This is a genomic window from Prosthecobacter sp., assembly GCF_029946185.1.
In the GTDB taxonomy this organism is placed as follows: domain Bacteria; phylum Verrucomicrobiota; class Verrucomicrobiia; order Verrucomicrobiales; family Verrucomicrobiaceae; genus Prosthecobacter.
The window spans coordinates 1-25,579 of record NZ_JAQSEA010000209.1 but is presented as its reverse complement, the minus strand read 5'-3'; the positions used below and the strand labels follow the sequence as shown (position 1 = coordinate 25,579).

The window sequence follows — 25,579 nt, the reverse complement described above, 5'->3', positions numbered from 1 at the left end:
GCACGGGGATCACCACAGTGAACAATGGCGTACTGCATCTGGACTTCACCTCAGCGGATGCGCCTGCGGCCAACATGCTCTATACCACAGCCACGCTCAGCAGCACCGTAGGCACGCTCACCCTCGGCGGTGGCACGTTCCGGACCACGGGCAAGGTGGACGGGGCCAGCAGTCAAGCCTTGGGCACGCTGACCATCGCCAGCGGATCTTCGCGCATCACAGCTGTCTCCTCCGGCACAGGCAGCATGGACATCACCTTTGGAGCCATTTCGCGCACGGTCGTGGGCGGCACGTTGCGTCTGGATCTGCCCACCATCGGGTCCATCAAAACGACGAGCGGCACGGACAATGCGCTGGTCACTGGCACAGGGGGTGTCGCTTTCGCCACGGTGGGGCTGGACGACTGGGCCGCCACAACGGCTGCGGTTTCCGGCCTGCGTTCGTTGGCGGGACTCTCCAGCATCAGTGGTTACACGCTGAGCACTGCGACCACTCTGGCTGGCAATGCGGACATCGCAGCAGGCATCACCTCCACGACGCTGAGTGCGAGTAGCAGCATCGGCAGCCTGCGATTTAATCAATCCCAGGCCACGACCATTACACAGGACGCCAGCACTCTCGTCCTCGCGCTCGGGGGCATTCTGGTCACACCCAATGTCGGCGCGAATATCACGACGATCACTGGTGGTGGCATTCGTGCGGCGGTGGGCTCCACGGAACTGACCATCTTTCAGAACAACACAGACGCAGCCCTGACCATCAGCAGTCGCATCTTGAACACGACCGCTACTGTTGGCGGCACGGTCACCACGACAGCCCTGACTAAAACCGGCGCAGGCACGCTCATTTACGAGTACAACATTGGCTACACCTCCGGCGACTACAGCGGTGCCACACGGATTCAGGACGGTGCCCTGCAACTCATAAAAACCACCAGCACAGCCATCAGCTACGCCTTCTTCTACGGGACCACCTTCACGCTGGGCAGTGGCAGCACCAGCGGAAAGCTGATACTGGGCAGTGCTTCCACGGGCTACGCCGTTACCCAGTATGGCGGGCTGCGCACAGAAGGCACAGGTTCAAACAATGCGTTGGTCGGCGGCACCACCAGCCTCAGCACCTTCCTCCACTACGTCTCTGGCACGCTTGATTTTCGCAGCGGCTTCATCGGGGGCTCTGGCACGAACGAAAACAATCTCAATCTGACCATCTCGCTCGGCACTCTTCAGCTTGGCGGCGCGAACACCTACAAAGGCAAGACCACCTTGCTCCAGAACACCATTGAGGTCAGCACGCTTGCGGACAAGGGCCAGGTCAGTTCGCTCGGCACCGGGGACTACAACAGCACCACCCAGATCATCGACATGGCTACGGCCACCACCTCCGCGCAGAACTACAATGTGCTGGCCACTCTGCGCTACACCGGTGATACCGATTCCGTAACGAACCGCGCAATCAACATCAGCAACAGCGACGTAGCTGCCGACGTGATTTCAGTGACGGCTGTGTTGGAAAATACCGGCACAGGCACGGTCAAATTCACTTCTCCATTCACAGCCGCAGGCAGCAATCCAGTGCAGCGCGTGCTGCGCCTAGGCGGCACAAATACCGGCGCAAACGAGATCGTCAGTCTGCCCGATGTGAGCGTCAGCATCACCAGCAGGATCGAAAAAGTCGGCACCGGTACCTGGGTCATCACTGGAAGCAGCACTCACAGCGGAGGCACTGCGGTGAATGAAGGAACCCTGCTCATGACTAATACCAGCGGCTCCGGCACCGGGCTGGGTGCGGTCACCGTCCAGTCCGGCGCGGTGCTGGGCGGCAGCGGGCGCATTGCACCGAAGGCGGATCAAAGTGTGATGCTGACAGGCGGCACCTTGCAGATTGGCACTGAGTTGCCAGGGGGAATCCCGGCTGCGGCCAGCACACTCACCATTCAGACATCGGGCACGGGTGTTTTGAGTTTTTCGTCAGGCTCGATCATGACTTTTGACCTTTTCTCCGGAGCCGGTGAGGGGGACAATACCGGCAACTTCGCCGCCGCTGACCGTGCCATCATTTCAGGCGCGGTGAGCCTGGATATGGACACACTTTTGCGGGTTTCAAACCCCAACAGCATGACCGACTATGCGAACGGAGATCAGTGGCAGCTATTTGACTGGTCCGGTCTGTCCGGCCCCGTGTCCATGACCACTATCCAGTATGATCTGCCCACGCTGACGGCAGGACTCATCTGGGACACCTCCAAACTCTTCACCACCGGCGTGCTCTTCGTTGCCGTCCCCGAGCCCTCACGCGCCGTGCTGCTGCTTCTCGCCAGCTTGGCGCTGACCTTCAATCGTCGCCGTATTTGAAATGGTGATGGTGCTATAGGAGCGGGATCATTCTGATCCCTTCCGGACAAGGAGACCAGGATGGTTCCCCTCCTAAAATCTATGTCACTTCGCAGGCAGCCACTGCGCCGCATCAATGAGCACATGGCCCTTCGTGCCTTCGTTGCGGATCTCCAGCCAGCCGGACTTGCCTTTTTCAAAGCGATAGGTGCCCAGCGGCAGCAGTATATCCTGCTCGGGGGCTTTCTTCTTCTCATTCACGATCACCGTGGCTTCACCCTCGGCATGGTGGATGATCACGGGCACTTTGTCCGCACGATTGCCCAGCGCCGAATAAGTAATCGCGACGCGATACTGCCCAGCGGCAGGCAGGTCGGGGGTGAAGCGGGCTTTCTGCTCGCCTTTGGCGGTGTCGCCATCATGGCGGTAGCCGGCACCGACAAAGCCCGGTGTACCGTGGCCTTCGCTGCTGAAGCCGGTGAGTTCGGCCTCGCTGTCATCCACGACGATGCCACCGAGCTTCTCTTTGCTGATCGAGACATGCTCTGGCATGGGGGGCGATTCAAAGTCGAGCACCTGGCCGTCGGCCAGCAGCTTTTCCTTGAGTTTGGCGAGGTCGATCTGCTGCAAGTCTTTGTCGCTCTCGATGGCGAGCACCGCCGCCGTCGCAGCGCTCTGGCCCATGACCATGAACACGGGCTCCATGCGGATGCTGCCATACGAAATGTGCGTGGCACTGAGGCAGATGGGAACGAGGAGATTCGTACACTCCGCCGCCTTCGGAGTGATGCTGCGGTAGCTGATGGGGTAGGGGCGCGTGCCGATCTGGATGTCGCCCTCATTGCGGACGAAGCCTTCCTTGGTGATGTAGCGTTGCACGTTGTGCGAGTCCATGTTGTAGGCACCCATGCCCACGCTGTCTTCCACGATCTCGCGGCGCTTGCAGTTCTTCTCGCTCATGACGTAACCACCGACCATGCGGCGAACTTCGCGAACGTAGAGCTGGCGCGGCCAGTTGCCGTTGTCCTTGAATTCATCTTTGGAGAGGCCGAACTTCTGAAAAGCGGTGCGGATTTTTTCCGGTACACGCGGATGGTAGGCATAGGTCCACATGAGGCCCTTCTGCCAGTCTACATGCGCCTGCCAGATCTTGGCACGGGTCGCATAATCACCATCGGGATAACCAAAATTCTGGCCGATGAAGTCGGTGCTGATGGCGAAGTTGTTGTTCGTGTCCGTCTTGCGGTTCGGCATCATGGAGGGTGCCCAGGAGATGCGGTCATCACCGGCTTCGACATTGCGCAGGGCCAGCTCGAACCATTTCTCGTCGTAGTTGGCGGGTTTCTCCCAGTCGAGGCGGTTTTCCGGCACGTCGGTGGTACACATGCGGAAGTTGTAGGCTTGGAGCTTGTTGTCGCCACTGCCGTCCTCGCCGATGTCGCCGGGATCAATGCCGGGCAGCACGCCGCTTTTTGGATCGCCGGGCACCACGTAGGGATCGACGTTCTTGGTGAACTGGTGGTGGATGGTTTTGACCTTCTGCACGCCGTTGATCGTCTCGTCGTACAGCGTATTTGGCTCGCGGCCGACTGCGTAGCTCACGCCCGCCTTGGCCATCAAGTCGCCTTCATAGGTGGCGTCGATGAACATCTTGCCCGCGAAGGTGCGCCCGCTTTCCATGATGATCTGCGTGATGCGTGTGCCGGATTTGATCACGCCCTGTTTCAAGTCCAGGCGCTCGCTGAAAACCACGGTCACCTTGTTTTTCACCGTGCCGAGCATGGTTTCGTAGATCGCCGTAGCGACATGTGGCTCGAAGGTCCACATGGTGTTTTCGTTGCCGGAATTGCCGTGCGGCTTTTTGGCATAGTATTCCTCCCGGGTCTGGTGCTGCCACTTCGCCGGGTCGTTGTAGTAGGTGAAGACGTTCGCGTAAAACTCGCGCGACATGCCGCCGATGGCTTTCTTGTTGCCGATGTCCGTCGCTCCCAAGCCGCCGGTCGTCAGGCCACCGAGGAATTTCGTCGGCTCAATGATCACCGCTGTGCGGCCCATGCGTGCCGCCTGGATCGCAGCGGTGATGCCGCCGGAGGAGCCGCCATAGACGACGATGTCATACGAATCTGCCGCCGCGAGCGGGGCGGCGGCGGCGAGCGTGGCAAGCAGGAGGTTGGGGAGTAGCTTCATGGCAAGGCTATCCCAGCGCAGGTGGAGTGTTTTTGCAACCGTGGGGATGCTTTAGACCCCGCGCTGAAAAATAATCGAATACTCCGCCGAAAGTCGCGTCAGAGTGCAGGACAAGATTCACCTCACAACTTCATGAAGACCACGCTCGTTCGCACACTTTCCCTCGGAACCCTGCTGCTGACTTTTTCAGTCGCCTCCTGCGTCGGTCCGAACGGTTATGGCGGCGGCTACGGCTATGGCGGCGGCGGTTACAACAACGGCTATGGCGGTGGCGGCTACGGGGGCTCCTCGGCGGGTGGCACCGTGGCAGGTGCGCTGCTCGGCGCTGGCGCAGGCGGCATCATTGGCAATCAGCGTCACCGTGGGCTGGAGGGCGCGGCCATCGGTGGCGTCCTTGGTGCCTTGGCGGGTAGCATGTTGAGCAATGCTCAGCGTGGATATTCTCAGCAGCAGCAGGGTTATCCCCAGCAAGGCTATGATCAGGGCTATTCGCAGCCGAATGGCGGCTACCAGTCGAACTACGACGGTGGCCAGCAGCCTTATTACGGTTCCGGTCAGCAGTCGAACTACAATGGCTATGGCCAGCAGTCCAGCTACTACCCCGGCAATGGCAATGGTTACAACCAGCAGCCTCCGACCAATCCCAACAATCCTTACGCCTTTGGCAACTGGCAGTAGTGGCAGACGGTTGGGAATGTGGTGAGCATGAGGGAAAGTGTTCACGCCCTTATGGGGTAGCGGCGGGATATACCGTCAGATTTGCGTGCGCAAGTTTTGATGATCGTATAGAATCTGACGCATACAGCGTATTCTTTTGCCCATGACTGCCCAGACTGAGCGCCCCGACACGCAGGCCACCACGCACGAATTCCAGCCCCAGACGCTGCCCTCGAGGGATGACAGTGGTGCTGCCCGCCCGGCCCCTTCTGTCAGCCGCCGTGGTTTTTTCGAACGTCTGGGCATTTCTTCCGTGAGCGCCGCTGTCGGCGCAGAGATTGTTTTTGCTGACAAGATGCCAGCCGGGCTCATTCCTGTGGCGTTGGCACAGAGCACGGACCCCTTGCAGATATCTGGCAAGGAGGGGCTGACTTTCCTCAATGACCGCCCGGTGCTCGCCGAGACTCCCGCCCATCTGCTTGATGATGCAGTCACGCCTGCGAAGCACCTTTTCATCCGTAACAACGGTATCGCCCCGGCTGTCGATGCACTGGCACCCGAGCAGTGGACGCTGGAGATCGCCGGTGAAAGCTGCGCGAAGCCCATGAGCTTCACGCTCAAAGAATTGAAGGAAAAATTCACCCACCACACCGTGCAGATGGTGCTGGAATGTGCAGGCAACGGCCGCAGCGAGTTCAATCCACCGACCCATGGCACGCAGTGGACCACCGGTGCGGTGGGCTGCCCGCAATGGACCGGGTTGCGCCTGCGCGACGTGCTGCAACACTGCGGCATCAAGCCGGACGCCGTGTATATCGGCTACTACGGCGCGGACATCCATCTCTCCGGCGATGTAACTAAAGTCGTCATCTCTCGCGGTGCCCCGCTCCGCAAGGCGCTGGAGGCTGAAACCCTGCTAGCCTTCGCGATGAACGGCGAGGACATCCCCTGGCAGAATGGCCACCCACTGCGTCTCGTGTTTGGCGGATGGCCCGCATCTACCTGTGGAAAGTGGTTGAAGAAGATCGTCATCCGTGATCGTGAGCATGACGGCGAAAAAATGACGGGGGATGCCTACCGCATGCCGCGCTATCCCGTGGCTCCCGGTTCCAAGGTTCCGGAGGAGGACATGGACATCATCGAGTCCATGCCCGTGAAGTCGCTCATCACCTTTCCGAAATCAGGCGTCAGTCAGCCGCTGGCCGCTCCGCTGACCGTGCGCGGTCATGCTTGGGCTGGAGAACTGGAAGTTGCTCTGGTGCAGATATCCATCGACTTCGGGGCCACTTGGCAGAATACCAAGCTGGAGAAGCCGGTGAACCGCTATGCCTGGCAGCAGTGGACGACGCAGATGACCCTGCCGAAAAAAGGCTACTACGAGATTTGGGCTCGCGCGGTGGATAGCCAGGGGCATGCACAGCCCATGATCCTCCCGGGTTGGAATCCGAAAGGCTACCTGAACAACTCCTGCCACCGCATCGCCATCCAGGCTGTCTGATCATGCGCTTTCTCTTTGTTTTCACTTTGATGCTGGTGCTGCGCAGCCTGTGTTCTGCGGAGGCGCCGGTCCCGCTCGATCCTGTCACCGGCATGAAGATGACCGGCGACTGGGAGATCGTTCGCAACCACTGCATCATCTGCCATTCGCCCAAGACGTTTTTGCAGCAGCGCGGCACTGAATCCAATTGGGCAGACACACTCGTCTGGATGCAGAAGCACGGCGGGCTTTGGAAGCTTGAACCGGCGATTGAGAAGTCCATCATCACCTACCTTGCGGCGAATTACGGCCCCGGAGACAAGTTTCGCCGTGCCCCCATCTCGCTCAGTCTCATGCCCGCCAATCCCTATGGCACCGAAGCGCGACAGGAGGCGGAGGCGAAGAAGAAAGCGGGGCTGATCCCCACGGCTCCACCCGCTGGGAAATAAGGCCTGCAGGGCGCTGTGGCGGCTTCAGATCTCAAACGAGACCGTCTCATGCGTGTGCTCCTTGGCGATGATTTGCGCCACCGTGTGCTCCGCAAACCACTGCGCCACCTGATCGCGCAACCCGCTGAAGACCTGCCCCAGTGCATCCTGGTCTGCACCCGGAATGGGATCAAACGGGCCGTCAAACAGAGTCACCACCTCTCCCAGTGTGATGCGCGCCGGATTAGTCACAAGCTGGTAGCCGCCGCCTACGCCGCGCTTGCTGCGCAGCAGGCCGCCGTTTTTGAGGGCCAGCAGGATTTGTTCAAGGAATTTGAGAGGGATGTGCTCTTTGCTGGCGAGATCTTGGATGGAGAAATTCGTGCCCTCGCGCTCACGACCCATCGCCACGAGGGCGCGGAGGGCGTATTCGGCTTTTTTGGAGAGCTTCATCAGGGAGTGTTATCGAACATCAAACGACCGCTGGTGCAAACTGCGATTTGCTGCCGGAGCGTTTCCGCGTCATTCATCGTCCCTCCCACCGCATGAGCGACGATTTTTTTGCCTCTCCGCCCCCTGAACCGCCTCGTGCGGGCGCAGCGGTGCACCATGCAGGTGCGCCGCTGGCCTCGCGCATGCGGCCGCGCACGCTGGAGGAGTATGCCGGGCAGCAGCACATCCTGGCCGAGGGCAAGCTGCTGCGCCGCGCTGTGCAGGCGGACCGTTTCTCGTCGCTCATCCTCTACGGGCCACCTGGGGTGGGCAAGACCACGCTCGCCCACATCATCTCGCAGGAGACAAAATCACGCTTCGTCACGCTCAGCGGCGTGGAAAGCAGCGTGGCAGACATCCGCAAGGAGGCTGAGAACGCCGGACATCACATCCGCCTCTACAACAAAACGACCATCCTCTTTGTGGATGAGATCCACCGCTTCAACAAAGCGCAGCAGGACGTGCTGCTGCCGCATCTGGAGCGCGGCACGCTGCGCTTCATCGGTGCGACGACGCACAATCCTTTCTTTTATGTGAACAGCCCGCTGGTCAGCCGTTCCCAGGTCTTCACGCTGGAGCCGCTGGGTATCCCTGACCTCGAAGCCCTGATGGACCGTGCGCTGATTGACACGGAGCGCGGCCTGGGCGCCATGCACGCCCGCCTTGCGCCGGACGCGCGCCTGCACCTTGCCACCGTGGCAGATGGGGATGCCCGCCGCTGCCTCAATGCCCTCGAACTCGCCGTTCTCACCACTCAGCCGGATGCGGCTGGCGAGATTGTCATTACCCTGGCTGCTGCGGAGGAATCCGTGCAGCAAAAGACCGTCGTCTATGACGGCGATGGCGACGCGCACTACGACACCATCAGCGCCTTCATCAAAAGCATGCGTGCCTCAGACCCGGACGCCGCGCTCTACTGGCTGGCCAAAATGCTCTACGCCGGGGAGGACATCCGCTTCATCGCCCGGCGCATTGTTATCGCAGCCAGCGAGGACATCGGTATGGCCGACAGCAATGCCCTGCGTGTGGCCGTGGCCGCGCAGCAGGCCGTGGAATTCATCGGCATGCCGGAGGCGCGCATCATCCTGGCGCATGCGACCATCTACAATGCCACCGCGCCGAAGAGCAATCGTTCATACACCGCCATCGATGCTGCATTAGATGATGTGAAAAACGGTCGAACCCTGCCGGTTCCCAAGCACCTGCGGGACGCGCACCACAAAAAAGCCGCCAAAGAATTCGGCCACGGCGAAGGCTACATGTACCCGCACAACTACGAGGGCGGTTTCGTGCCTCAGCGCTGCTTGGAAGGCGGGAAGCAGTACTACGACCCCACCGCGAACGGGCTGGAGGCCCGCGTCAAGGAACGCCTCGATCACTGGAGAAAGCTCTGGGAAGAGCAGGCGGAGTAATGGGCTGGGAGGAGAAGAGAAAAGCCCATTTCAAAGAGCTTGTCGGGAGCTGCGCGCAGCAGGTAATTGCTATGCAGTTAAGGAATATTAAAGTTTAACAATATGGAAAATATGCTTTTTATATTGAAGACATGTGAAAATTACGGTATATTTTCCGTAATTCCGAAAATATCGAGCCATGTACAACTCACATTTGATCGCCTGTGGCATATTTGGTGTCTTGCTGACCGCACTGTCTTCCTGTGCTCTGCCCAACCAATCCTTGTCCTCTACATGGAAGGAAATGAGGCACAAAGCAAGCGCCCCGCTGCAAACGGGCGTCAAATACGAGGTGCGCAAAGCTTTGGCGAACAATGTAGCGTTTCGCCCAAGCACGATCAAACGTTACACTTTTGTGTTTGAGGACCCGAGGCCGCCGCTTCTGCTGTCTTCAAATTTGAATCGCAATTCTCAGATGCGTGTGAGGACCACCGCCTACACGCATGATGAAAGTGATCACATCGTCTATGGGGTGAAGAATGCGATCGGCACGAATTTGAGATTTGGCAATGTTCGCAGTGCTGCAGCAGACTGGTCACGTTTTCCTGTCGGCACACAGTTCCGCATCGCCGACCAGCCAGGAGTGACCTATGTGGTGGATGACTATGGCAGCGCCCTCGTCGGCACCGGCACGATTGATTTGTATAAACCCAGCCGCTCCATGATGGACGACTGGGGGGTGCGCCATGTGGACATCGAGGTAATTCAATGGGGATCGTATGAAAAGAGCATGGATCTCATGCGTGATCGTACCAAATGGCGCCATGTCCGCGCCATGATGGAAGGCATCGAAGCGCGTCTGCGCACGGCTGTTCTGCCTCATGGCAAGACACCATTCACAGCATCGCTGTAAATCGAGGGGGGGGTATTTGAGTATTCCTCTGCGATCGCGGTAAATCATCGATATTCCGCAGTCGAGTGTGTCGTTAGCTTCACACTCATGCGTGTTGTCTTTCTTTCGTTGTTCCTCTTTGCCGTCAGTTTTACAACTGCTCAAAACAAGCCGCGTACGCCGCCACCCATCACACCGCGGCAGATCGCCGCTGGCTTGAAAAAAATGTCACAGCCCGAGGTGCAAAAGACGCTGCATGACCAAGTTGTACGCCTCTTTGGCCGGCAGAATCTGACCCTGGGCAGGGCTGCGGCGAAGATCGAGGCCACCACGGTCGCCTGGGCCATCATCGATCCCAAGCCTGCGCGTGTCGTGCAACAGGACGGCTCTTTGATTGGCGAGATGACGGCGCTGGGAGATGAAGGGCTGCAGGTGCTCGTCACCGAAATGCCCAACTTTACCGAAACTGGCTACCGTGTGGAGTCGGAGGGCATGCCTCACCTCGCTGGCACGGTGCGTGTCGAACATTTTGACTACACTGCCGACAGCCTGCCGCAGAAAAACGTGCCCCAGGGCAAGCTGGAAAAGTTTGTATGGAAAACGAGCGCGGTCTTCCCCGGCACCGTGCGCGATGTCACCGTCTATCTGCCCGCAGGCTTCCAGCCCGGCGAGGAAACTTGCCTCATGGTCTGGCAGGATGGCTCGCGCCATGTCGATCCCAACGGGGCCATCCGCGTCTCGGTGGTCTTCGACAATCTCATCCACAAAAAGGAAATGCCTCGCACCGTGGGCGTCTTCATTGACCCTGGCCGCATGACGAAGCAGCGGCCCGGCGCGAAGGCCGCCAATCGTGGCTTTGAGTACGACTCCGTTGGTGATGCCTACTCGCGCTTCCTGATCAACGAAATTCTCCCTGAGGTCGAAAAGCGGTATCAGACCAAGTTTCGCCCTCAGCCCGAAGCGTGGGCCATTGCAGGCGGTTCCTCTGGCGGCATCTGTTCCTTCACCGTCGCGTGGGAACGCCCCGACAAATTCCGCAAAGTCCTCTCCTGGGTCGGTTCCTTCGTCGATCTCAAAGGCGGGCACGTCTATCCCTCCCTCATCCGCCTCACCGAGCGTAAACCCATCCGCATTTACCTCCTTGATGGCGAAAACGACATCGACAACAAATTCGGCAACTGGCCTCTCGCTAACAAGCAGATGGCCGCTGCGCTCAAGTACATGAACTACGACTTCCGCATCGACTGGACCCAATGCTTCCATGGCAGCAAAGGCATGGCTCCCAACCTCCCCGAAGCCCTGCGCTGGCTCTGGCATGATGTGAAGTAGTCAAGGTGGCGGGGTCTCCGCCCCCTTCCGATCAAAGTAGTTCAAAATCTCGCAACTACTTTGGCCTCCATGCCACCTCCTTGGCGTCATTACTTGCTCCCAATAAACGTCAGCACATCCTCCACATCCTGCGCGCTGAGCACACTCTCCAGTCCTTCCGGCATGATCGAAGTCGTCAGCGTTTTGAGTTCGCGGATGTCACTTCTTAGCACCACCATCTCAGCACCGCCCGGCAAACGCAGCGTGATATTACCTGGGGTCTCGGAGGCCAGCTGACCCACAAGCAGCGTCTGATCTTTTTTTGTCACTTGCGTGGCTGCATTGCGCTGCTCTACGGCGCGGTTCGGATCAAATATGGCCTCGATGAGCTGCCCACGCGGCTTGGTGGCGACCGTCGTCAGATCGGGGCCCACTTCCACGCCCAGTTCACGAACCTTATGGCAGACCATGCACACTTTCTGAAACACCGATGCGCCGCGCTTCGCATCGCCCTTGAGGTTAACCGCATCCGCTACGTATTTGGCGACGACCTTCTGGCGGTTCGAATTCTGGTTTGTGATCACCGGCATCACGGCCACGCTGGCTGCTTTCTGCGGTGCCTGCTTCAGCAGTACTTTCTCAAACTCACTGAATACCGCATCTGACTGCGTGCCCGTGGCTGTCAGCGCAGCGGCACGCACCTGCGGCGTGAGAGGTTTGATCAAGGCAAATACCTCATCTGCCGTCATGGCACCAAGTTGCATCAGCGTAAACGCTGTCTGTACTCGTACCGCAGGCGCAGCACCCAGCAGCAGCTTCAGCTCAGCCACCGCGGACGTCTCATGCCGCTCAATCAGCAGCCTCTGCGCCGTGTCACGCATCCACCCATTCGCAGACTCCATCGCCTCAGTCGGGTTGAGTATTGTAGTCCAGCCTTTAGGCGTTCCGGTTGGAGTTCCCGTTTTACTGATGCGGTAGATTCTCCCGCGATCTTCTCCGCCGCGCAGATCCAGTCCGCGGGCGATCTCCGCTGGAATCCATTCAGGGTGTTCCAAAACGAGCCGGTACATGTCCACCACGTACAGCGCGCCATCCGGCCCTGTGCGCGCCATGCTGGGGCGGAACCAGTTGTCTTCACTGGCGATGAATTCGCTTTCCACATCGTGCGGGTGACGTTTGCTGGTGATGGTGCCGCCGTTGTAGTTCAGGACTTCGCGATGCACCAGATTGTTGGCCGGTTCGCAGATGAACATCACCTGCGCTCCATCAGTGCCGAAGGAGCTGTCACGAAAAGGCATGGGTGAGCAGCCGGAGGTCAGCGTGTTGACTGCGCTGGCCTGATTGAATCGGCGCAAGGGCGGGCTGGCGGGGTAGAGGAGCTTCTCATCATTCATATCGCTGCGGATGGATTTCACCACGACCTCAGCATGACGTTCGAGATAACGAAACGGCAGCCAGTAGTGCCAGCCGATGGTGCTGTTATTGTTGCCGAACCAGTTGCCAAAATCATCGCGCCACTTGCCATATTGGCTGCGCCCGCCTTCCAGAGCGAATTCGCCGGTGCGTGGATCAAAGCGGAAATCATTTGTGCCGAGAGCCATTTTTTTGCCCGTCTTCACGCAAGTGATGTCGCCGCCGCTGTCACCGTTCGCGCCGTAGAACCAACCGTCCAGGCCCCAGCAGAAGCCGTTTACCAGATGCTGTGGATTGCCGGCGGTGAAGCCGGTGAACCACGTCTCACGCTTGTCGCACTTGCCATCGCCATCCGTGTCCTCCGCGTAGAATATGTCAGGGATGTTGGCGATGAAGACGCCGTTTTTCCAAAGTGCTAGGCCAGTGGGATGTTTCAGGCCGTCGAGAAACAGGGTGGACTTGTCGTACACGCCGTCATCATTCGTGTCTTCGAGGATTTTGATGCGTCCCATTTGCAGCTCGGAAACCTTGCTCTGCCCCATGCTGCCATCCTTCGTCTTTTCGCCGGGGGCGAATGGGTAGTCTCCCATTTCGACGACCCACATGCGGCCTTTCGCGTCCCAGTCGATGAACACCGGATCTTGCACCAGCGGTTCAGCGGCCACCAGCATGGCCTCAAATCCTGGCTTAACGTGCAGCGCTTTGAGTGAATCCTGCGGTGACTTAGGTCCAGGCCCGGGGACTTTGAGCAGCTCGGCAAACGGCAGGAGCTGCTTTGCTCCCTTCCACATCGCGCCATCATGAAAGGAGGTGCCGGTGTCGCTGCCATCGGCATGCACGATCAGCGGCAGGCTGTTTGCATCTCCCGTTTTGCCTTCGCGCATCACCTGCGACCAGCCTTCATTCCATTGCAGTCCCTTCTTGGCCCGCTCCTTCGGCACGAAGAGAAACACCCCATACTGACGTGAATTGGAAAGCACGATGTCCTCATGCCCATCGCCGTTCAGATCGACAAAACGCACGCCATTGTCGCGGCCTTGTTCGTCCTGAAGCTTGGCTGTGTCGGGCAGGACATATTCGCGTAACGCGAGCGGGACTTCGACAGCGTTTAGAAGGCTGCTGCTAAATAGGAGGGTCAGGATGAATCTTGGCATGACGATGGATGAATGGAAACCAACGCTGATGCGGTGAAGCTTCCTTTGCGGCGAAGGTGAATTTGTGGAATGCGTTTTCGATCTCCAGAGCTGTTCTATGGGGTTGGGTGCACAGATGGCGGGTCTGATCGCGCTTTCCGGAACTGGCTGAAGCCGGTACAACATAACGTAGTTGTAGCCTGCGATGTGCGGCAGGCTTTTCGCCGACGTCACGCTGTGCGAGGGTTCTCCGGAACGAGCTTAAGCTCGGAAGTTCTTTTTTCACCCGCATTTCATTCCGGCTTCATCAAGGTTTCACGCCGCTTTTGAGTTTGGGTATCGATGAAACCACTCATTCTTCTCCTGATCGGAACCGGCACACTGCTGGCTCAGTCCATCACCAACGCCACGCTTGATGAGAGCGAGGTGCGCATCACCTATGGTGAATTGAAACGCCTCGTCGCGGCCACTTTGCCAAAGGAGCCGCCCGCGCCCAAACCATCGCCGCCCATTCCTGCGGCGCTGCTTTCCGCGCTGTATCATCTCGATACGCACGCTGATACCATCACCGCCGACATGCAGGTCGAGAACTTCGATGGTGAGTGGCACACGGTCCCTCTCGCGGGTGCTGCCACAGGCGTACTCATGGTGGAGCCCAAGGATGCGCGCCTCGTCGTCGTTGACGACAGCCTTTGCCTGATTACCGACAAAGCCGGTGCGCAAAATGTGAAGCTGACCTTCGCGCTCGACAAAGCAGGGCAGGGAACCACGCTGCATCTCGCCGCCTCGCCCATTGCGTCGCTCGATGTCGAGGAGATCCCCACAGGCAAAGTGCTGCGTCTGCAACATGTTAACACCTCTCAAAACATCACCGGTGCAGGACTCGTCGCGCTTCCGGCGCTGGGTGGCGAGGTTACATTTACCTTCGAAGATGCGCGCAAGGCATCGCAGTCGCCCATAGCCAGTCTTGTGGACGACGCCATTGTCTCCATGGCAGGCTATACCACGCAGGTAGTGCGCGATGGCTCCGCACTGACCGAAGGCACGATCACGGTGCGTCACGATCACCCGGTGAAATTCATGCTTCAGCTCCCAGAGTCCGCCAAGCTGCTCCAGTGCCATGTGAATGGGGATCCTGTGCGTCCCACCGTCGGTGAAGCGAATCGCGTGGAGATTCACCTCGATGATCCCGCCACCGATGGTGCGGAGTCGGAAGTGAAGCTGTCCTTCACCGCCGTGCTCGCGCCATTGCAGCCAGCGGAGGGCGAACTCGATCTCGCACTGCCGCAGACACCGCTCTTTGCCAAACAGATCGACTGGAATGTGCAACTGCCCGCCACCTACGATCTCAGCTTCAGTGGCAACGTCGATCCCATTACTGACAAGGCAACCGCGCCCGGTCTGCATCTTCGCAAATCTCTCTGTCGAGATCAGCAACCGCAGGCCCGCATCACCTTCCGCAAACGCACCGCCAACTGATTTACAATTCATCTTAACATCACCTCATCACAGCCATGAAACTCACCCATCTCATTTCCATCGCCGTCATCTTCGTCTGCACCACCATCGCATGGTGGCTGCTTGGTGGAGTCATCACACAACGCACCAGTCATGTGGGCTATCAAACAGGGGACGATGTTAGCGGACGTTGGGGACCACCGCTGCTGCAAAAACATCCGGTCGCACGCTTCACGTCATCCAGCGGTTCGCGTGTGGTGCTCCAGCCGGCGAAGAGCGATGTCAAAGTGCAGCTCTCCTATCAGCCCGTGAAAATGGGGCTGCTATGGCAGCGTACCTATGGCGTGAAATTTGAAGGCGCCTACACCTTCACCAACACGACGACCATCACGCAGACTCTCAGCATTGACTTCGATCTTCCGGCTGGAAATACGCTGCTCGATAAAATTCGTTTCAGCCTAGGAGAGGGTGCCTCGGCTCGTCGTTCCGTGGCCGCACCGCAGGAGGGTGTCATCACTGACACTGTGCAGCTTGCTCCAGGGGAAAGTATCCCGGTCAATGTCAGCTATGAATGCCGTGGCATGGATTTCTGGCGCTACGCTTTTGCCGATGCCAGCCGCATTCGCGACTTCAACCTCTCCATGACCACCGACTTTTCGGATGTGAATTTCCCTGTCAGTTCTCCCACTGAACGCAAGCCAACGGAGAAAGGAATGGAGCTGATCTGGAAATACGAAGATGCTATTTCCGCACCGGGCATCGGCATGGAAATGCCGCGCGAGCTCAATGCCGGACCTGTTGCTGCTCAGATCTCCTTTTATGCACCGCTCTCTCTGCTGCTGTTCTTTGCCGTGATCATCATCACTGCGACTTCCCGTGGGGTTTCTTTGCATCCGGTGAACTACTTCTTCCTCGCCGCTGGTTTCTTTGCCTTTCCCCTGCTGTTCTCCTACATGCTGGATGTGGTGCCCGTGCATCTTAGCTTTGTTATTGCCGCAGGGGCTTCGCTGCTGCTGGTGTGCGGTTACCTGCGCGCGGCTGCGGGGGAGTTTCTGTTCCGCGTTGGCATCGTCGCGCAGACAGCGTACATGGTGCTTTTCAGCTATAGCTTCTTTTTCAAGGGACTCACAGGGCTGACGCTGACGATGGGTGGCATTGTCACGCTCGGAGTTTTGATGGCCCTGACTGCCAAAGTGGACTGGAGTCAGAAACTCGGCGCTGTTTCGCCCCGCCTCGCCTGATTCCATGATTCGAACCGCTGATAGATTCCGCACAAGCGTCTTGTCATATTCCCATCAGCGGTTCAAACATTCACCTCCGCCGAAATGCCTGCCCAAATCCTCATCGTCGAAGACGAACCTTCCATTTGCGAAAACGTCGTCTATGCGCTCGAAGCCGACGGCTTTGCCGTGACCACTGCCGCCACAGGACGCGCGGCCTTGGAGCAGATGAAGTCGCAGGACTTCAGTCTTGTCATTCTCGATGTCGGCCTGCCAGACATGACCGGCTTTGAGGTTTGCCAGACCATCCGCAAGACCCAGTCACTGCCGATACTCTTCCTCACGGCGCGCTCCAGTGAAGTGGACCGTGTGGTGGGGCTGGAGATCGGTGGCGATGACTACGTCCTGAAGCCATTCAGCCCGCGCGAGCTCGTGGCCCGTGTGCGCGCCATCCTGCGGCGTGTTTCACCCATTCCACTGCCGGTGTCTGGCTCGGAAAGCTCCATCCCGCTCGTCATTGATGACACGCGCTGCCAGGCCATCTACTTCGGCACCGCCTTGAATCTGTCGCGCTACGAATTTCGCATGCTCAAAGCCTTCGCTGCACATCCGGGGCGCGTCTTCAGCCGGGAGCAGCTCATGGACCACGCCTCCGAAGAGCCGGATGCCTCCATGGAACGCACGGTGGACACGCACGTCAAAACCCTGCGTGCTCGCATGCGCAGCGTGCGTGAGGGGCTTGATCCCATCGTCACACATCGCGGCATGGGCTACTCACTGCTTGAAACCTGGCCTGACGCATGAGCCTCACCGCACGCTTTTTGCTGGGCTTCGCCTTGGTGACGACTGTGGGCCTGTTTGTGCTCTTTACGCAACTCATCCACCGCGTGGAGCGGCAGTACTTTGAGGCCATTGAAGAGCCGATGGTGGATGTGGCCAACATCCTCGCTGAAGTTATCGCCGCAGATGCGGACAACGGCGTGCTCAAACCGCAGGCCGTCGAGCAGGCGGTGCGTGCCGCCCAGCAGCGCCAGCTCAAGGCCCAGATCTACAATCTTAGCAAGACCCACGTGGACATGCAGGTCTATGTTACCGATGCACAGGGCCGAGTGCTGTTTGATTCCGCCGGCATCGAGCAGCCGGGCACGATCTCCAATCATCGCGATGTGAACCTCACCCTCATGGGGCAATACGGCGCGCGGTCCTCCCGCATGAGCGAACGCGATCCGCTGTCCATCGTTATGTATGTGGGTGCCCCGATCCGGCATGAGGGCAAAACGATTGGAATGCTCAGTGTTGCCAAGCCTCAGCGTGGCGTGCTGGGTTTTGTGTGGGAGACGGAGAGATGGCTGAAGTGGTCCATCATCATCACGGTGGTGGTGATGCTGTTGGGTATCTACCTCGCGGCGCGCTGGGCCACGCGCCCGCTGGAGGTTCTCACCCAGCATGCGCTGGCTGTGAGCCGTGGCGAGCGTTCCACCTCGCCGCGCATGCCGGGGCATCAGATGAAAACGCTCGCGAAAGCACTCGAAGACATGCGCGATGCCCTCGAAGGCCGTGAATACGTGGAGCACTACGTGCAGAGCCTCACGCATGAATTGAAGAGCCCAGTGGCCGCGATCCTGGGGGCTGGCGAAATCCTGCAGGGCGATGTGCCGGAGCCGAAGCGCGCACGTTTTCTGCAAAACATCCGCAGCGAGGCCTGCCGGTTGCGCGATTTGCTCGAACGCCTGCTGCACCTCGCGGCCATTGAAAAGCAGAAGAAGCTGGAAACGAAGGAGACTGTCGATCTCGTGAGTCTGCTGGACCGTGCCTGGGATCATCTGGCGCTCGTGGCTCTGGCGAAAGAAGTGCGGCTGGAGAGTGAGATGGCGTCAGGACTCACTACGCAGGGAGACCCATGGCTGCTCGAAATTGCCGTGGGTAACTTGCTCCAGAATGCCATCGATTTCTCTCCGAAAGGTGGAGTCATCACCGCGCACGGCTATCGTTTTGACGCGCAGGTGGTGATTGAGATTGAAGACTCCGGCCCCGGCATGCCGGACTACGCCAGCACCCGCGTCTTTGAGCGTTTTTACTCCCTGCCGCGCCCTGACAGTGGCAAGAAGAGCACGGGGCTCGGCCTGTGTTTTGTCAAAGAAGTCGCGCAATTGCACGGCGGCAGCGTGGAACTGACAAATCGCGAAGGCGTGGCCGGTGCCAAGGCGATGTTGATTCTCCCTGCGTGAGGGAGGGGCAGTTTGACAAATTCTGGCTGCTGTACTCTACTCTGCCGCTCATGAGTACCCCTGAAGCCGGAAAGCCCGTTTACAACGTCAAGAACCCTTGCATCGCGAAGGTGAAGCGCATGTTCAACCTTTCTGGTGCGGATGCGCCCAAGCACACCGCGCATTATGAGATTGATCTTGGGGGTTCGGGCTTGGAGTACACGCCGGGCGACTCGCTGGCTGTGCAGCCCACGAATGATCCGACGCTGGTGGATGACACCCTGGCCGCACTCGGCTTCTCGGGGGAGGAAATTGTGAAGCACCCGAAGACGGCTGCCGATGTGCCAATTCGTCAGGCCTTGATCGAAGGCGCGCTCATCACCGAGATCGATAACAAGCTGATCAAAGCCATCATCGAAAAAACCGAAGGCGATACGCTGCTGGCCGACCTGAGCGTGCCGGAGAAAAAGGATGCGCTCAAAGAGTACCTGTGGGGTCGGTTTGTCGTGGACTTGCTGCTGGAAAATCCCATCGCGAAGTTCACGCCTCAGGAGTTCATGGCCACGCAGAAGAAGTTGAACATCCGCCTCTACTCCATCAGCAGCAGCCAGAAGGCGCATCCGACGGAGGTGCATCTCACCATCGCCACCGTGCGCTACACCAGTCACAACCGTGCGCGTAGCGGAGTGTGCTCTAGCTTCCTTGCTGAGCGAGTGACGCCGAATGAAACGCTCATTCCATGCTTCGTGAATCATGGCAAAGGCTTCCGCCTGCCTGATCCGCATGAGGAGACGCCTGTCATCATGTGCGGACCGGGCACCGGCATCGCGCCGTTCCGTGCTTTCTTGGAAGAGCGCAAGGCGACAGGGGCCAAGGGCAAGGCGTGGCTGTTCTTTGGCGAAGTGAGCGCCAAGTCATGCTTCTTCTACAGGGAGGAGTTTGAAGCATATCTTGCGGATGGGACGCTGACGAAATTCAGCACGGCGTGGAGCCGCGACCAAGCTGAGAAGATCTACGTGCAGAACAAGATGCTGGAAAACAGTGCGGAACTCTGGGCGTGGCTGGAGCAAGGGGCGATCTTTTATGTCTGCGGAGACGCTGCGCGCATGGCGAGCGACGTGGACAAGGCTCTGCATACAATCGTGGAGCAGGAAGGCGGCAAGACGGTGGAGGAAGCCGCTGCGTATGTGCATGCGATGAAAGAGGCGAAGCGGTATCGCAGGGATGTGTATTGAGGGACGGAAATCTCGTTCCACGCATCCGGTACATCGCCCATCACTGCCGCCGAAGCGTGCCTCGTTCAGGCATTGAATTCTTTGCTGAACGTCCGTTCGCTCCAGCCAAGCAACGACTCGTGCATGGGTTTCCGCAGAGCGTTCCCAGAACGAGTTGCTGAGACGGTGCCTGGAGAGTGTCTCACTGTTTTCTTGATGAAAGGAGACGAGGTTTTCATAGGCGGCATCAGAACCTGACATGAGCACCTCCAGATGCCCCTCAATGTCGGGGAGGCAAAATGACAGCGCGCAAACCCAGCCTCCAATGTCACAAACGGTGGTGGCCCAGGAGGCGACCATCGCATCAAGGTAGGTTTGAAAGGCATTCCTGCGGTCTTTCTGCCATTCGTTCGGCCATCCTGACATGGTTGGTTTTTGGAACACGACCTCGATTTCAAGCAGAGAAAAAGGTTCGCTGGCCAGTTCTATGATTCGTGGGAAAAAGTACTCGAACTCGGCGACATCGCCCACGGTGTAGAAAACTGAAAACGAGTACTGCCAGAGTTGATCAGCCGTAAGTTGCCGCAAGGGCGTAATCAATAGCGGCGCGAAATCGGCTGGGTCCTTGACCGGCGACAAAGCAATTTCGCTGGGACGCTTTGCGGTAGCAAAGGCGGTGTATAGACCTTCGATGGCCTGCTGAATGGAGGGGGGGCATCTTCACTTCGCCAGCCACAGAATCCCCGTCGCCGTCACCTGGATGTTCTTCTTCACCGGGGTGAGCTTGAAGGTTTCAAAGACCAGCGTGGCGGGATCGTACTGATCGCGGATTTTCTGGGTGTCATCGGCGATCTGTTTTTCCAGCTCGGCCATGTCGGCTTTGAGTGAGTCGAGTTCGCGTTCGGCGGCTTTGACGTCCTGGCCTTCTTTCCACACGCGCGAGGCGCTGTTGATGGTGCTCGCTTTGACCAGGCTGCTCTTGCGGCCAAAGATCGCACCGAGAATGCTGCTGCCGATCTGCACCGCTGTGCTCAGCTTGGCACTGGTGGACTGCGCCTGCTGCACGTCGATCTTGGCCGAGGACTTCTCCGCCTTATCCTGCAGTGACTTCATGATTTTGGCCGTTTTGGCGCGCAGTTCCTCGATGGCCGCATCACGTTGTTCGCGGATGCTCTGCGTGATGCGTACCTTGAACGCATCCTGCTTCTCGCCGGGATTCGAATAGGCTTCCAGCAACGATGAAAAGAACACTTCGAGGCTGTGATTGGCGAAGACCCAGTCGGTGAAATCTTTCTTGATGCTGGTGTAGGTCGTGGTCTTCAATGCGGGACCGGGAAGATCGGCGTAGGCGGCATTTTCCTTGGGCTCGGAATCGAACTTGGACAGATCGTCATCCTTCGGTACATCGGCGAATTTGTCCCAGAGCACCTTCTGCTTTTCGATGTCGATCTCATTGACGAGCGTGATTACGCTGCGACCGCTGATCTTCCGCTTCGCATCGTCAAACAGGACCGTGGCGCTGCGTAGGATGGTGGGCGTGTAGGTGAGGCGCTCGCCGTCTTCATCGCTCGGCTGGAAAAGTTCGCTGGCACCTTCGGGTAGTTTTGGGCGGAAGGTGTTGCGGTTGGCGGAGGCGGCGCTGCTGGCTCCGGGAGGGGCGAAGCCATCGTCTTGGGCTGCCGCCGCTATGGCATTGGCCTTCGGGCGCAGAGGGTCCATGAGGGCCTTGATCTGTGGGCGTGAGAGCGGGCCACTGAGGTAGCTCATGAGCCAGCGCACATTGAAGACGACGGGGTGGTCTTCGTGGACGTTGTTCATGAGGAAGACACGGTTGCCGAGTCCGGCGAGGGTCTGCTCCATCAGTTGGCGGTCAAACTTGCCGCCGGCGGTGTTGGCTGCGCCTTCGAGGCCTTCGAGCACGCGCATTTTGTCGCGCTCAGTTTGCAGGCGGCCGAGCCACCAGGTGCCGATGTTCGCCAGCGCTTTGTAGTCGAGGTCGGCTGGGTTCTGTGTCGCGAGAAGGATGCCGAGGCCAAACGCGCGCGCCTGCTTGAGCAGGATCATCATGGGCTTCTTCGATGGCGGCATGGCGCTCGGCGGCAGGTAGCCGTAGATCTCATCCATGTAGAACATGGCGCGCAGGGAGGTGGTGCCCTGCTGCGTGCGCATCCAGCCGAGGAGCTGATTCATGAGGAGCGATACGAAGAACATGCGCTCCGTATCGCTGAGATGCGCGATGCAGAAGATGGTGATGCGCGGCTTGCCCTCAGGGGTGTAGTACATGCGCTGGATGTCCAGTGGCTCGCCTTCGAGCCAGGAACTGAAGCCGGGGGATGCGAGGAGATTGTTCAGCTTCATGGACAGCGCGGTGCGCTTGGCCTCAGGCATGAAGCTGTCGAGATCGACGACGCCGACTTTGCGAATCGGCGGCTGCTGGATCTGACGCACGAGATTTTCTAGCGTGATATTTTGACCTTTCTTCCAGCAGTAAGCGACGATGTTGCTGAGTAGGATGTGCTCCGGGGATTGCACAGGATCGGCATCGACAGCGATGAGTCCGAGCATGGATGAGACCGTGCTCTCGATGCGGTCGCCGAGGGCTTCGGCATCGTCCATGATTTCGGCAGGCGGGCAGTTGAGCGAGCTGAGAATGGAGACGGGCAGGCCGGCATTGCTGCCGGGTGTGTAGATGGCCATGTCCACTGTGGCGCGCAGCTTTTTGATGCGGTCGGAGCTCTGGCCCCATTCTCCGAGGCCCTTCTGCCACAGGGCTGATTGTGCGGCTGCGTAGTCATCGGGAGACTGCCCTTTGCGGCGTGCCTCATCTTCATTGATCCACGGGCGAAACTCCTGCGGCGAGAGATTGGGGAAGGTGAGGAGCGCATTGCCGATGTCTCCTTTTGGATCAATGGCGATGACGGGTACGCCATCCATGGCGGCTTCTTCGAGGAGGGAGAGGCAGAGGCCGGTCTTGCCGGAGCCGGTCATGCCGAGCACGACACCGTGCGTTACCAGATCCTTCGAGTCGTAGAGAATGAGGTCGTCTTTGATCTGCTTCGAAGCGAGATCGTATTCACGACCGAGGTAGAAAGTGCCGAGCTTTTCGTATTGGTCAGGAGAGATGGGCATGGTGGTGAAAGTGGTGCGATAAGCGTGGCGGGGGCGGGTGGGATTGCAAAATGAGAATTGGAAAATGCAAAACCGAAAATGGCAGGCAGGTTGAGACATGCGTGCCGCATTTCTGCTTATCATGACCACCGCCACACTTTCCGCTGAAGTTTTGAACTACCCCCAGACACGCAAGGAGTCCGTAGTGGACACACTGCATGGCGTGAAGATCGCCGACCCGTACCGCTGGCTGGAGGATGACAACTCGGAGGAGACGAAGGCCTGGGTGAAGGCGCAGAATGAGGTGACGTTTGCGTATCTGGAAAAACTGCCGCGCCGCGAGGAGATCAAGGCCAGGCTGCAGAAGCTGTGGAACTACGAGCGGGTGGGGCAGCCGTTTGAGCACGGCGGGCGGTGGTTCTTCACGCACAACTCGGGTCTGCAAAATCAGGCGGTGCTGATGACAGCAGAGTCGCTGGAAGGAGAACCCAAGGTGCTGCTTGATCCGAATGCGATGTCAAAAGATGGCACGACATCGTTGTCTGATTATGCACCGACTGAAGATGGTAAACTCATCGCTTACGGAATTTCGGAAGCCGGAAGCGACTGGACGACCCTTCGCGTGCGTGACATCGCCACGGGTCGTGATTTGGACGACGTGGTGAAGTGGGTGAAGTTCAGCGGTGTGTCATGGCGGAAAGACAGCAGCGGCTTCTACTACTCACGCTACGATGAGCCGAAGGCTGGTGCGGCTCTGACGGCGAAGAACGAGTATCATAAGCTGTACTACCACGCGCTGGGCAAACCACAGGGCGAGGACCAGCTCATCTACGAACGCAAAGACGAGCCGAAGTGGGGCTTTGGCGGCGGCGTGACGGAGGATGGTGAGTATCTCGTCATTCAGGTGTGGCTGGGTACGGAGCCGAAGAATCGCGTATTCTATCAGAAGATCGCGGGTGGTAGCCCGGTGATGAAACTGCTCAATGACAACGACGCGCGCTATGACTTCATCGACAACAATGGCCCAATCTTCTACTTCCGCACGGATCTGAATGCGCCGTGCTTTCAGGTCATCGCCATCGACGTTCGCAAGCCGGAACGGGGCAGCTGGCGCATCGTGGTGCCGGAAGTGCCGAAGGTGCTGCTGGAAGGTGTCAGCACCGTGGGCGGGCAGATGTTCTGCGAGTACCTGCGCGATGCGAAGACCGAGGTGAAATGCTATGATCTCGATGGCAAACTCATCCGCGAAGTCAAGCTGCCTGGTATTGGCACGGCAATGGGCTTTGGCGGTCATCGGCATGACACCTCCACCTTCTTCACCTTCACCGGTTTCACTGAGCCGGGCGCGATTTATCGCATGGATTTGAAAACCGGCGAGAGCAAGCTATGGCGGAAGCCGCAGGTGGACTTCGACGGCTCCGCCTTTGAGACGCAGCAGGTCTTCTTTCACAGCAAGGACGGCACCAAGGTCCCCATGTTCATCGTCCACAAAAAAGGCCTGAAGCTCTATGGCTCAAATCCCACGCTGCTCTATGGCTACGGCGGTTTCAATATCAACCTCACCCCCGGCTTCTCCGTCTCACGTGCCGTCTGGCTGGAAATGGGCGGCGTCTTTGCCATGCCCAATTTGCGCGGCGGTGGCGAGTATGGCCGCGAGTGGCATCAGGCCGGCATCAAGCTCGGTAAACAAAACGTGTTCGACGACTTCATCGCCGCCGCCGAATGGCTCATCTCCCACGAGTACACCACCAGCGCCAAGCTCGCGATCCAAGGCGGCAGCAACGGCGGCCTCCTCGTCGGTGCTTGCATGACGCAGCGCCCCGAACTCTATGCAGCAGCGCTGCCCGCCGTCGGCGTGCTCGACATGCTGCGCTTCGAGAAATTCACCATCGGCTGGGGCTGGAAGAGTGACTACGGCAGCGTGGAAAATCCTGCGGAGTTTAATGCTCTGCTCAGATACTCACCCTACCACAATCTCAAGTCCGGTACCCGCTATCCTGCTACCCTCGTCCTCACCAGCGATCACGATGACCGCGTGGTGCCTGCACATAGCTTCAAATTCGGCGCGCGCTTGCAGGAGTGCCAGGCGAAGGATGGCCCGCCGGTGCTGATCCGCATTGAGACCAGTGCGGGGCACGGAGCAGGCACCGCGCTGAACAAGACGATTGAGAAGACAGCGGACGAGTGGGCGTTTTTGGTGAAGGCGCTGGGGATGTGAGCGGTGGCGCTTTGAGTGATCCGGCAAGGTGCGATGGACAATCCTTGTCGGGTGGGTGTGGCGGGCGCGCTGATCGACGGACAGGAGTATCTATCATACTTCCAATCACTGCCGCACAAAGAAATTCGCGAAGGTCATGGGCGTTCCAAAATCCGCCACACCCACAGGCCCTTTTGCATCACTCTCCAACGTCGCCTCTTTCGTCTGTGGGTTGGCGTCCTGCGTTTCAGTCAGCTTGGCGGTGGCTTTGGGGCCTTCGAGTTTGAGGCGGAGGCGGTACCATTTGCCCGGCTTCACTTTGTCGGGGCCGAAGACGATGGGGGCTTTGCCTGTGCCGATGAGGACGATGGGATTTTTTTCGCCACGGACGTGGAAGCCGGTACACGGGGTGTTGAGATTGGCGGATTTGAGAATCTGGAAGTCGGCGATGAATTCGCCGTTGG

The 25,579-nt window shown here is 58.7% G+C and carries 18 protein-coding genes; 13 read left to right on the top strand and 5 right to left on the bottom strand.

Annotation, left to right across the window (positions count from 1 at the left end; translation table 11 throughout):
• Positions 1 to 2,354, top strand: a 2,354-nt coding sequence (locus PSV43_RS17755) for an autotransporter-associated beta strand repeat-containing protein (RefSeq protein WP_300200392.1), incomplete at its 5' end; no start/stop codon positions are given.
• 84 nt (positions 2,355 to 2,438) lie between these two features.
• Here the strand turns inward: PSV43_RS17755 and PSV43_RS17750 are convergent.
• A complete protein-coding gene (locus PSV43_RS17750; protein ID WP_300200389.1) occupies positions 2,439 to 4,520 on the bottom strand; it encodes an FAD-dependent oxidoreductase in 2,082 nt (693 codons plus the stop codon).
• Between the two features lie 132 nt (positions 4,521 to 4,652).
• Here PSV43_RS17750 and PSV43_RS17745 point away from each other — a divergent pair, with 132 nt between their 5' ends.
• From PSV43_RS17745 to PSV43_RS17735, 3 genes are all read left to right on the top strand, one after another.
• The gene (locus PSV43_RS17745) at positions 4,653 to 5,198 is read left to right on the top strand and encodes a hypothetical protein (RefSeq protein WP_300200386.1); all 546 of its coding nucleotides are present in this window, start codon (positions 4,653 to 4,655) and stop codon (positions 5,196 to 5,198) included.
• Positions 5,199 to 5,340: 142 nt separating this feature from the next.
• The gene (locus PSV43_RS17740) at positions 5,341 to 6,675 is read left to right on the top strand and encodes a sulfite oxidase (protein ID WP_300200384.1); all 1,335 of its coding nucleotides are present in this window, start codon (positions 5,341 to 5,343) and stop codon (positions 6,673 to 6,675) included.
• Between the two features lie 2 nt (positions 6,676 to 6,677).
• Positions 6,678 to 7,103, top strand: coding sequence for a hypothetical protein (locus PSV43_RS17735; RefSeq protein WP_300200381.1), 426 nt, complete (start codon positions 6,678 to 6,680; stop codon positions 7,101 to 7,103).
• 24 nt (positions 7,104 to 7,127) lie between these two features.
• Here the strand turns inward: PSV43_RS17735 and PSV43_RS17730 are convergent, their stop codons facing one another.
• Complete coding sequence (locus PSV43_RS17730) at positions 7,128 to 7,535, bottom strand: Rrf2 family transcriptional regulator (RefSeq protein ID WP_300200378.1); 408 nt, start codon at positions 7,533 to 7,535, stop codon at positions 7,128 to 7,130.
• A gap of 182 nt (positions 7,536 to 7,717) precedes the next feature.
• Between PSV43_RS17730 and PSV43_RS17725 the strand changes: the two genes are divergently transcribed.
• The 3 genes from PSV43_RS17725 to PSV43_RS17715 all read left to right on the top strand — a co-directional run bounded on the left by PSV43_RS17725 (position 7,718) and on the right by PSV43_RS17715 (position 11,186).
• Positions 7,718 to 8,986 carry a replication-associated recombination protein A gene (locus tag PSV43_RS17725; protein ID WP_345784675.1) on the top strand — a complete coding sequence of 423 codons (1,269 nt, stop codon included), beginning with the start codon at positions 7,718 to 7,720 and terminating at the stop codon, positions 8,984 to 8,986.
• Positions 8,987 to 9,269: 283 nt separating this feature from the next.
• Positions 9,270 to 9,878 carry a 3D domain-containing protein gene (locus PSV43_RS17720; protein ID WP_300200372.1) on the top strand — a complete coding sequence of 203 codons (609 nt, stop codon included), beginning with the start codon at positions 9,270 to 9,272 and terminating at the stop codon, positions 9,876 to 9,878.
• 87 nt (positions 9,879 to 9,965) lie between these two features.
• On the top strand, positions 9,966 to 11,186 hold the full coding sequence (locus PSV43_RS17715; RefSeq protein WP_300200369.1) for an alpha/beta hydrolase-fold protein: 1,221 nt from the start codon (positions 9,966 to 9,968) through the stop codon (positions 11,184 to 11,186).
• An 89-nt stretch (positions 11,187 to 11,275) separates the two neighbouring features.
• On the opposite strand, the gene PSV43_RS17710 is transcribed toward PSV43_RS17715, so the two are convergent.
• Positions 11,276 to 13,732, bottom strand: a complete 2,457-nt coding sequence (locus tag PSV43_RS17710) for a PVC-type heme-binding CxxCH protein (protein ID WP_300200366.1) — start codon at positions 13,730 to 13,732, stop codon at positions 11,276 to 11,278.
• A gap of 321 nt (positions 13,733 to 14,053) precedes the next feature.
• Here PSV43_RS17710 and PSV43_RS17705 point away from each other — a divergent pair, with 321 nt between their 5' ends.
• The 5 genes from PSV43_RS17705 (at position 14,054) to PSV43_RS17685 (ending at position 19,831) form a co-directional block, all read left to right on the top strand.
• Entirely contained in the window at positions 14,054 to 15,190 is a 1,137-nt protein-coding gene (locus tag PSV43_RS17705) for a hypothetical protein (protein WP_300200364.1), read from the top strand.
• 35 nt (positions 15,191 to 15,225) lie between these two features.
• On the top strand, positions 15,226 to 16,410 hold the full coding sequence (locus PSV43_RS17700) for an inner membrane CreD family protein (protein WP_300200361.1): 1,185 nt from the start codon (positions 15,226 to 15,228) through the stop codon (positions 16,408 to 16,410).
• 84 nt (positions 16,411 to 16,494) lie between these two features.
• Positions 16,495 to 17,193: a two-component system response regulator CreB gene (gene creB, locus PSV43_RS17695; RefSeq protein ID WP_300200359.1), complete on the top strand. Its 699-nt coding sequence runs from the start codon at positions 16,495 to 16,497 to the stop codon at positions 17,191 to 17,193.
• A complete protein-coding gene (gene creC, locus PSV43_RS17690; RefSeq protein ID WP_300200356.1) occupies positions 17,190 to 18,617 on the top strand; it encodes a two-component system sensor histidine kinase CreC in 1,428 nt (475 codons plus the stop codon). The genes creB and creC overlap by 4 nt, the downstream gene beginning before the upstream one ends.
• A 50-nt stretch (positions 18,618 to 18,667) precedes the next feature.
• A complete protein-coding gene (locus tag PSV43_RS17685) occupies positions 18,668 to 19,831 on the top strand; it encodes a sulfite reductase subunit alpha (protein ID WP_300200353.1) in 1,164 nt (387 codons plus the stop codon).
• 699 nt (positions 19,832 to 20,530) lie between these two features.
• On the opposite strand, the gene PSV43_RS17680 is transcribed toward PSV43_RS17685, so the two are convergent.
• Entirely contained in the window at positions 20,531 to 22,939 is a 2,409-nt protein-coding gene (locus tag PSV43_RS17680; protein WP_300200350.1) for a DUF87 domain-containing protein, read from the bottom strand.
• Between the two features lie 121 nt (positions 22,940 to 23,060).
• Between PSV43_RS17680 and PSV43_RS17675 the strand changes: the two genes are divergently transcribed.
• The gene (locus PSV43_RS17675) at positions 23,061 to 25,136 is read left to right on the top strand and encodes a prolyl oligopeptidase family serine peptidase (RefSeq protein ID WP_300200347.1); all 2,076 of its coding nucleotides are present in this window, start codon (positions 23,061 to 23,063) and stop codon (positions 25,134 to 25,136) included.
• 105 nt (positions 25,137 to 25,241) lie between these two features.
• Here the strand turns inward: PSV43_RS17675 and PSV43_RS17670 are convergent.
• A partial coding sequence (locus PSV43_RS17670; RefSeq protein WP_300200344.1) for a hypothetical protein occupies positions 25,242 to 25,579 on the bottom strand: 338 nt, incomplete at its 5' end.

Excerpts from the sequence above, each read along its gene's own strand:
- PSV43_RS17700 (WP_300200361.1), top strand. The coding sequence starts at position 15,226 with ATGAAACTCACCCATCTCATTTCCATCGCCGTCATCTTCGTCTGCACC.
- PSV43_RS17710 (WP_300200366.1), bottom strand. The coding sequence starts at position 13,732 with ATGCCAAGATTCATCCTGACCCTCCTATTTAGCAGCAGCCTTCTAAAC.
- PSV43_RS17725 (WP_345784675.1), top strand. The coding sequence starts at position 7,718 with ATGCGGCCGCGCACGCTGGAGGAGTATGCCGGGCAGCAGCACATCCTG.
- PSV43_RS17740 (WP_300200384.1), top strand. The coding sequence starts at position 5,341 with ATGACTGCCCAGACTGAGCGCCCCGACACGCAGGCCACCACGCACGAA.
- PSV43_RS17715 (WP_300200369.1), top strand. The coding sequence starts at position 9,966 with ATGCGTGTTGTCTTTCTTTCGTTGTTCCTCTTTGCCGTCAGTTTTACA.
- creC (WP_300200356.1), top strand. The coding sequence starts at position 17,190 with ATGAGCCTCACCGCACGCTTTTTGCTGGGCTTCGCCTTGGTGACGACT.
- PSV43_RS17720 (WP_300200372.1), top strand. The coding sequence starts at position 9,270 with ATGAGGCACAAAGCAAGCGCCCCGCTGCAAACGGGCGTCAAATACGAG.
- PSV43_RS17745 (WP_300200386.1), top strand. The coding sequence starts at position 4,653 with ATGAAGACCACGCTCGTTCGCACACTTTCCCTCGGAACCCTGCTGCTG.
- PSV43_RS17680 (WP_300200350.1), bottom strand. The coding sequence starts at position 22,939 with ATGCCCATCTCTCCTGACCAATACGAAAAGCTCGGCACTTTCTACCTC.
- PSV43_RS17705 (WP_300200364.1), top strand. The coding sequence starts at position 14,054 with ATGAAACCACTCATTCTTCTCCTGATCGGAACCGGCACACTGCTGGCT.
- PSV43_RS17750 (WP_300200389.1), bottom strand. The coding sequence starts at position 4,520 with ATGAAGCTACTCCCCAACCTCCTGCTTGCCACGCTCGCCGCCGCCGCC.
- PSV43_RS17735 (WP_300200381.1), top strand. The coding sequence starts at position 6,678 with ATGCGCTTTCTCTTTGTTTTCACTTTGATGCTGGTGCTGCGCAGCCTG.
- PSV43_RS17685 (WP_300200353.1), top strand. The coding sequence starts at position 18,668 with ATGAGTACCCCTGAAGCCGGAAAGCCCGTTTACAACGTCAAGAACCCT.
- PSV43_RS17675 (WP_300200347.1), top strand. The coding sequence starts at position 23,061 with ATGACCACCGCCACACTTTCCGCTGAAGTTTTGAACTACCCCCAGACA.
- creB (WP_300200359.1), top strand. The coding sequence starts at position 16,495 with ATGCCTGCCCAAATCCTCATCGTCGAAGACGAACCTTCCATTTGCGAA.
- PSV43_RS17730 (WP_300200378.1), bottom strand. The coding sequence starts at position 7,535 with ATGAAGCTCTCCAAAAAAGCCGAATACGCCCTCCGCGCCCTCGTGGCG.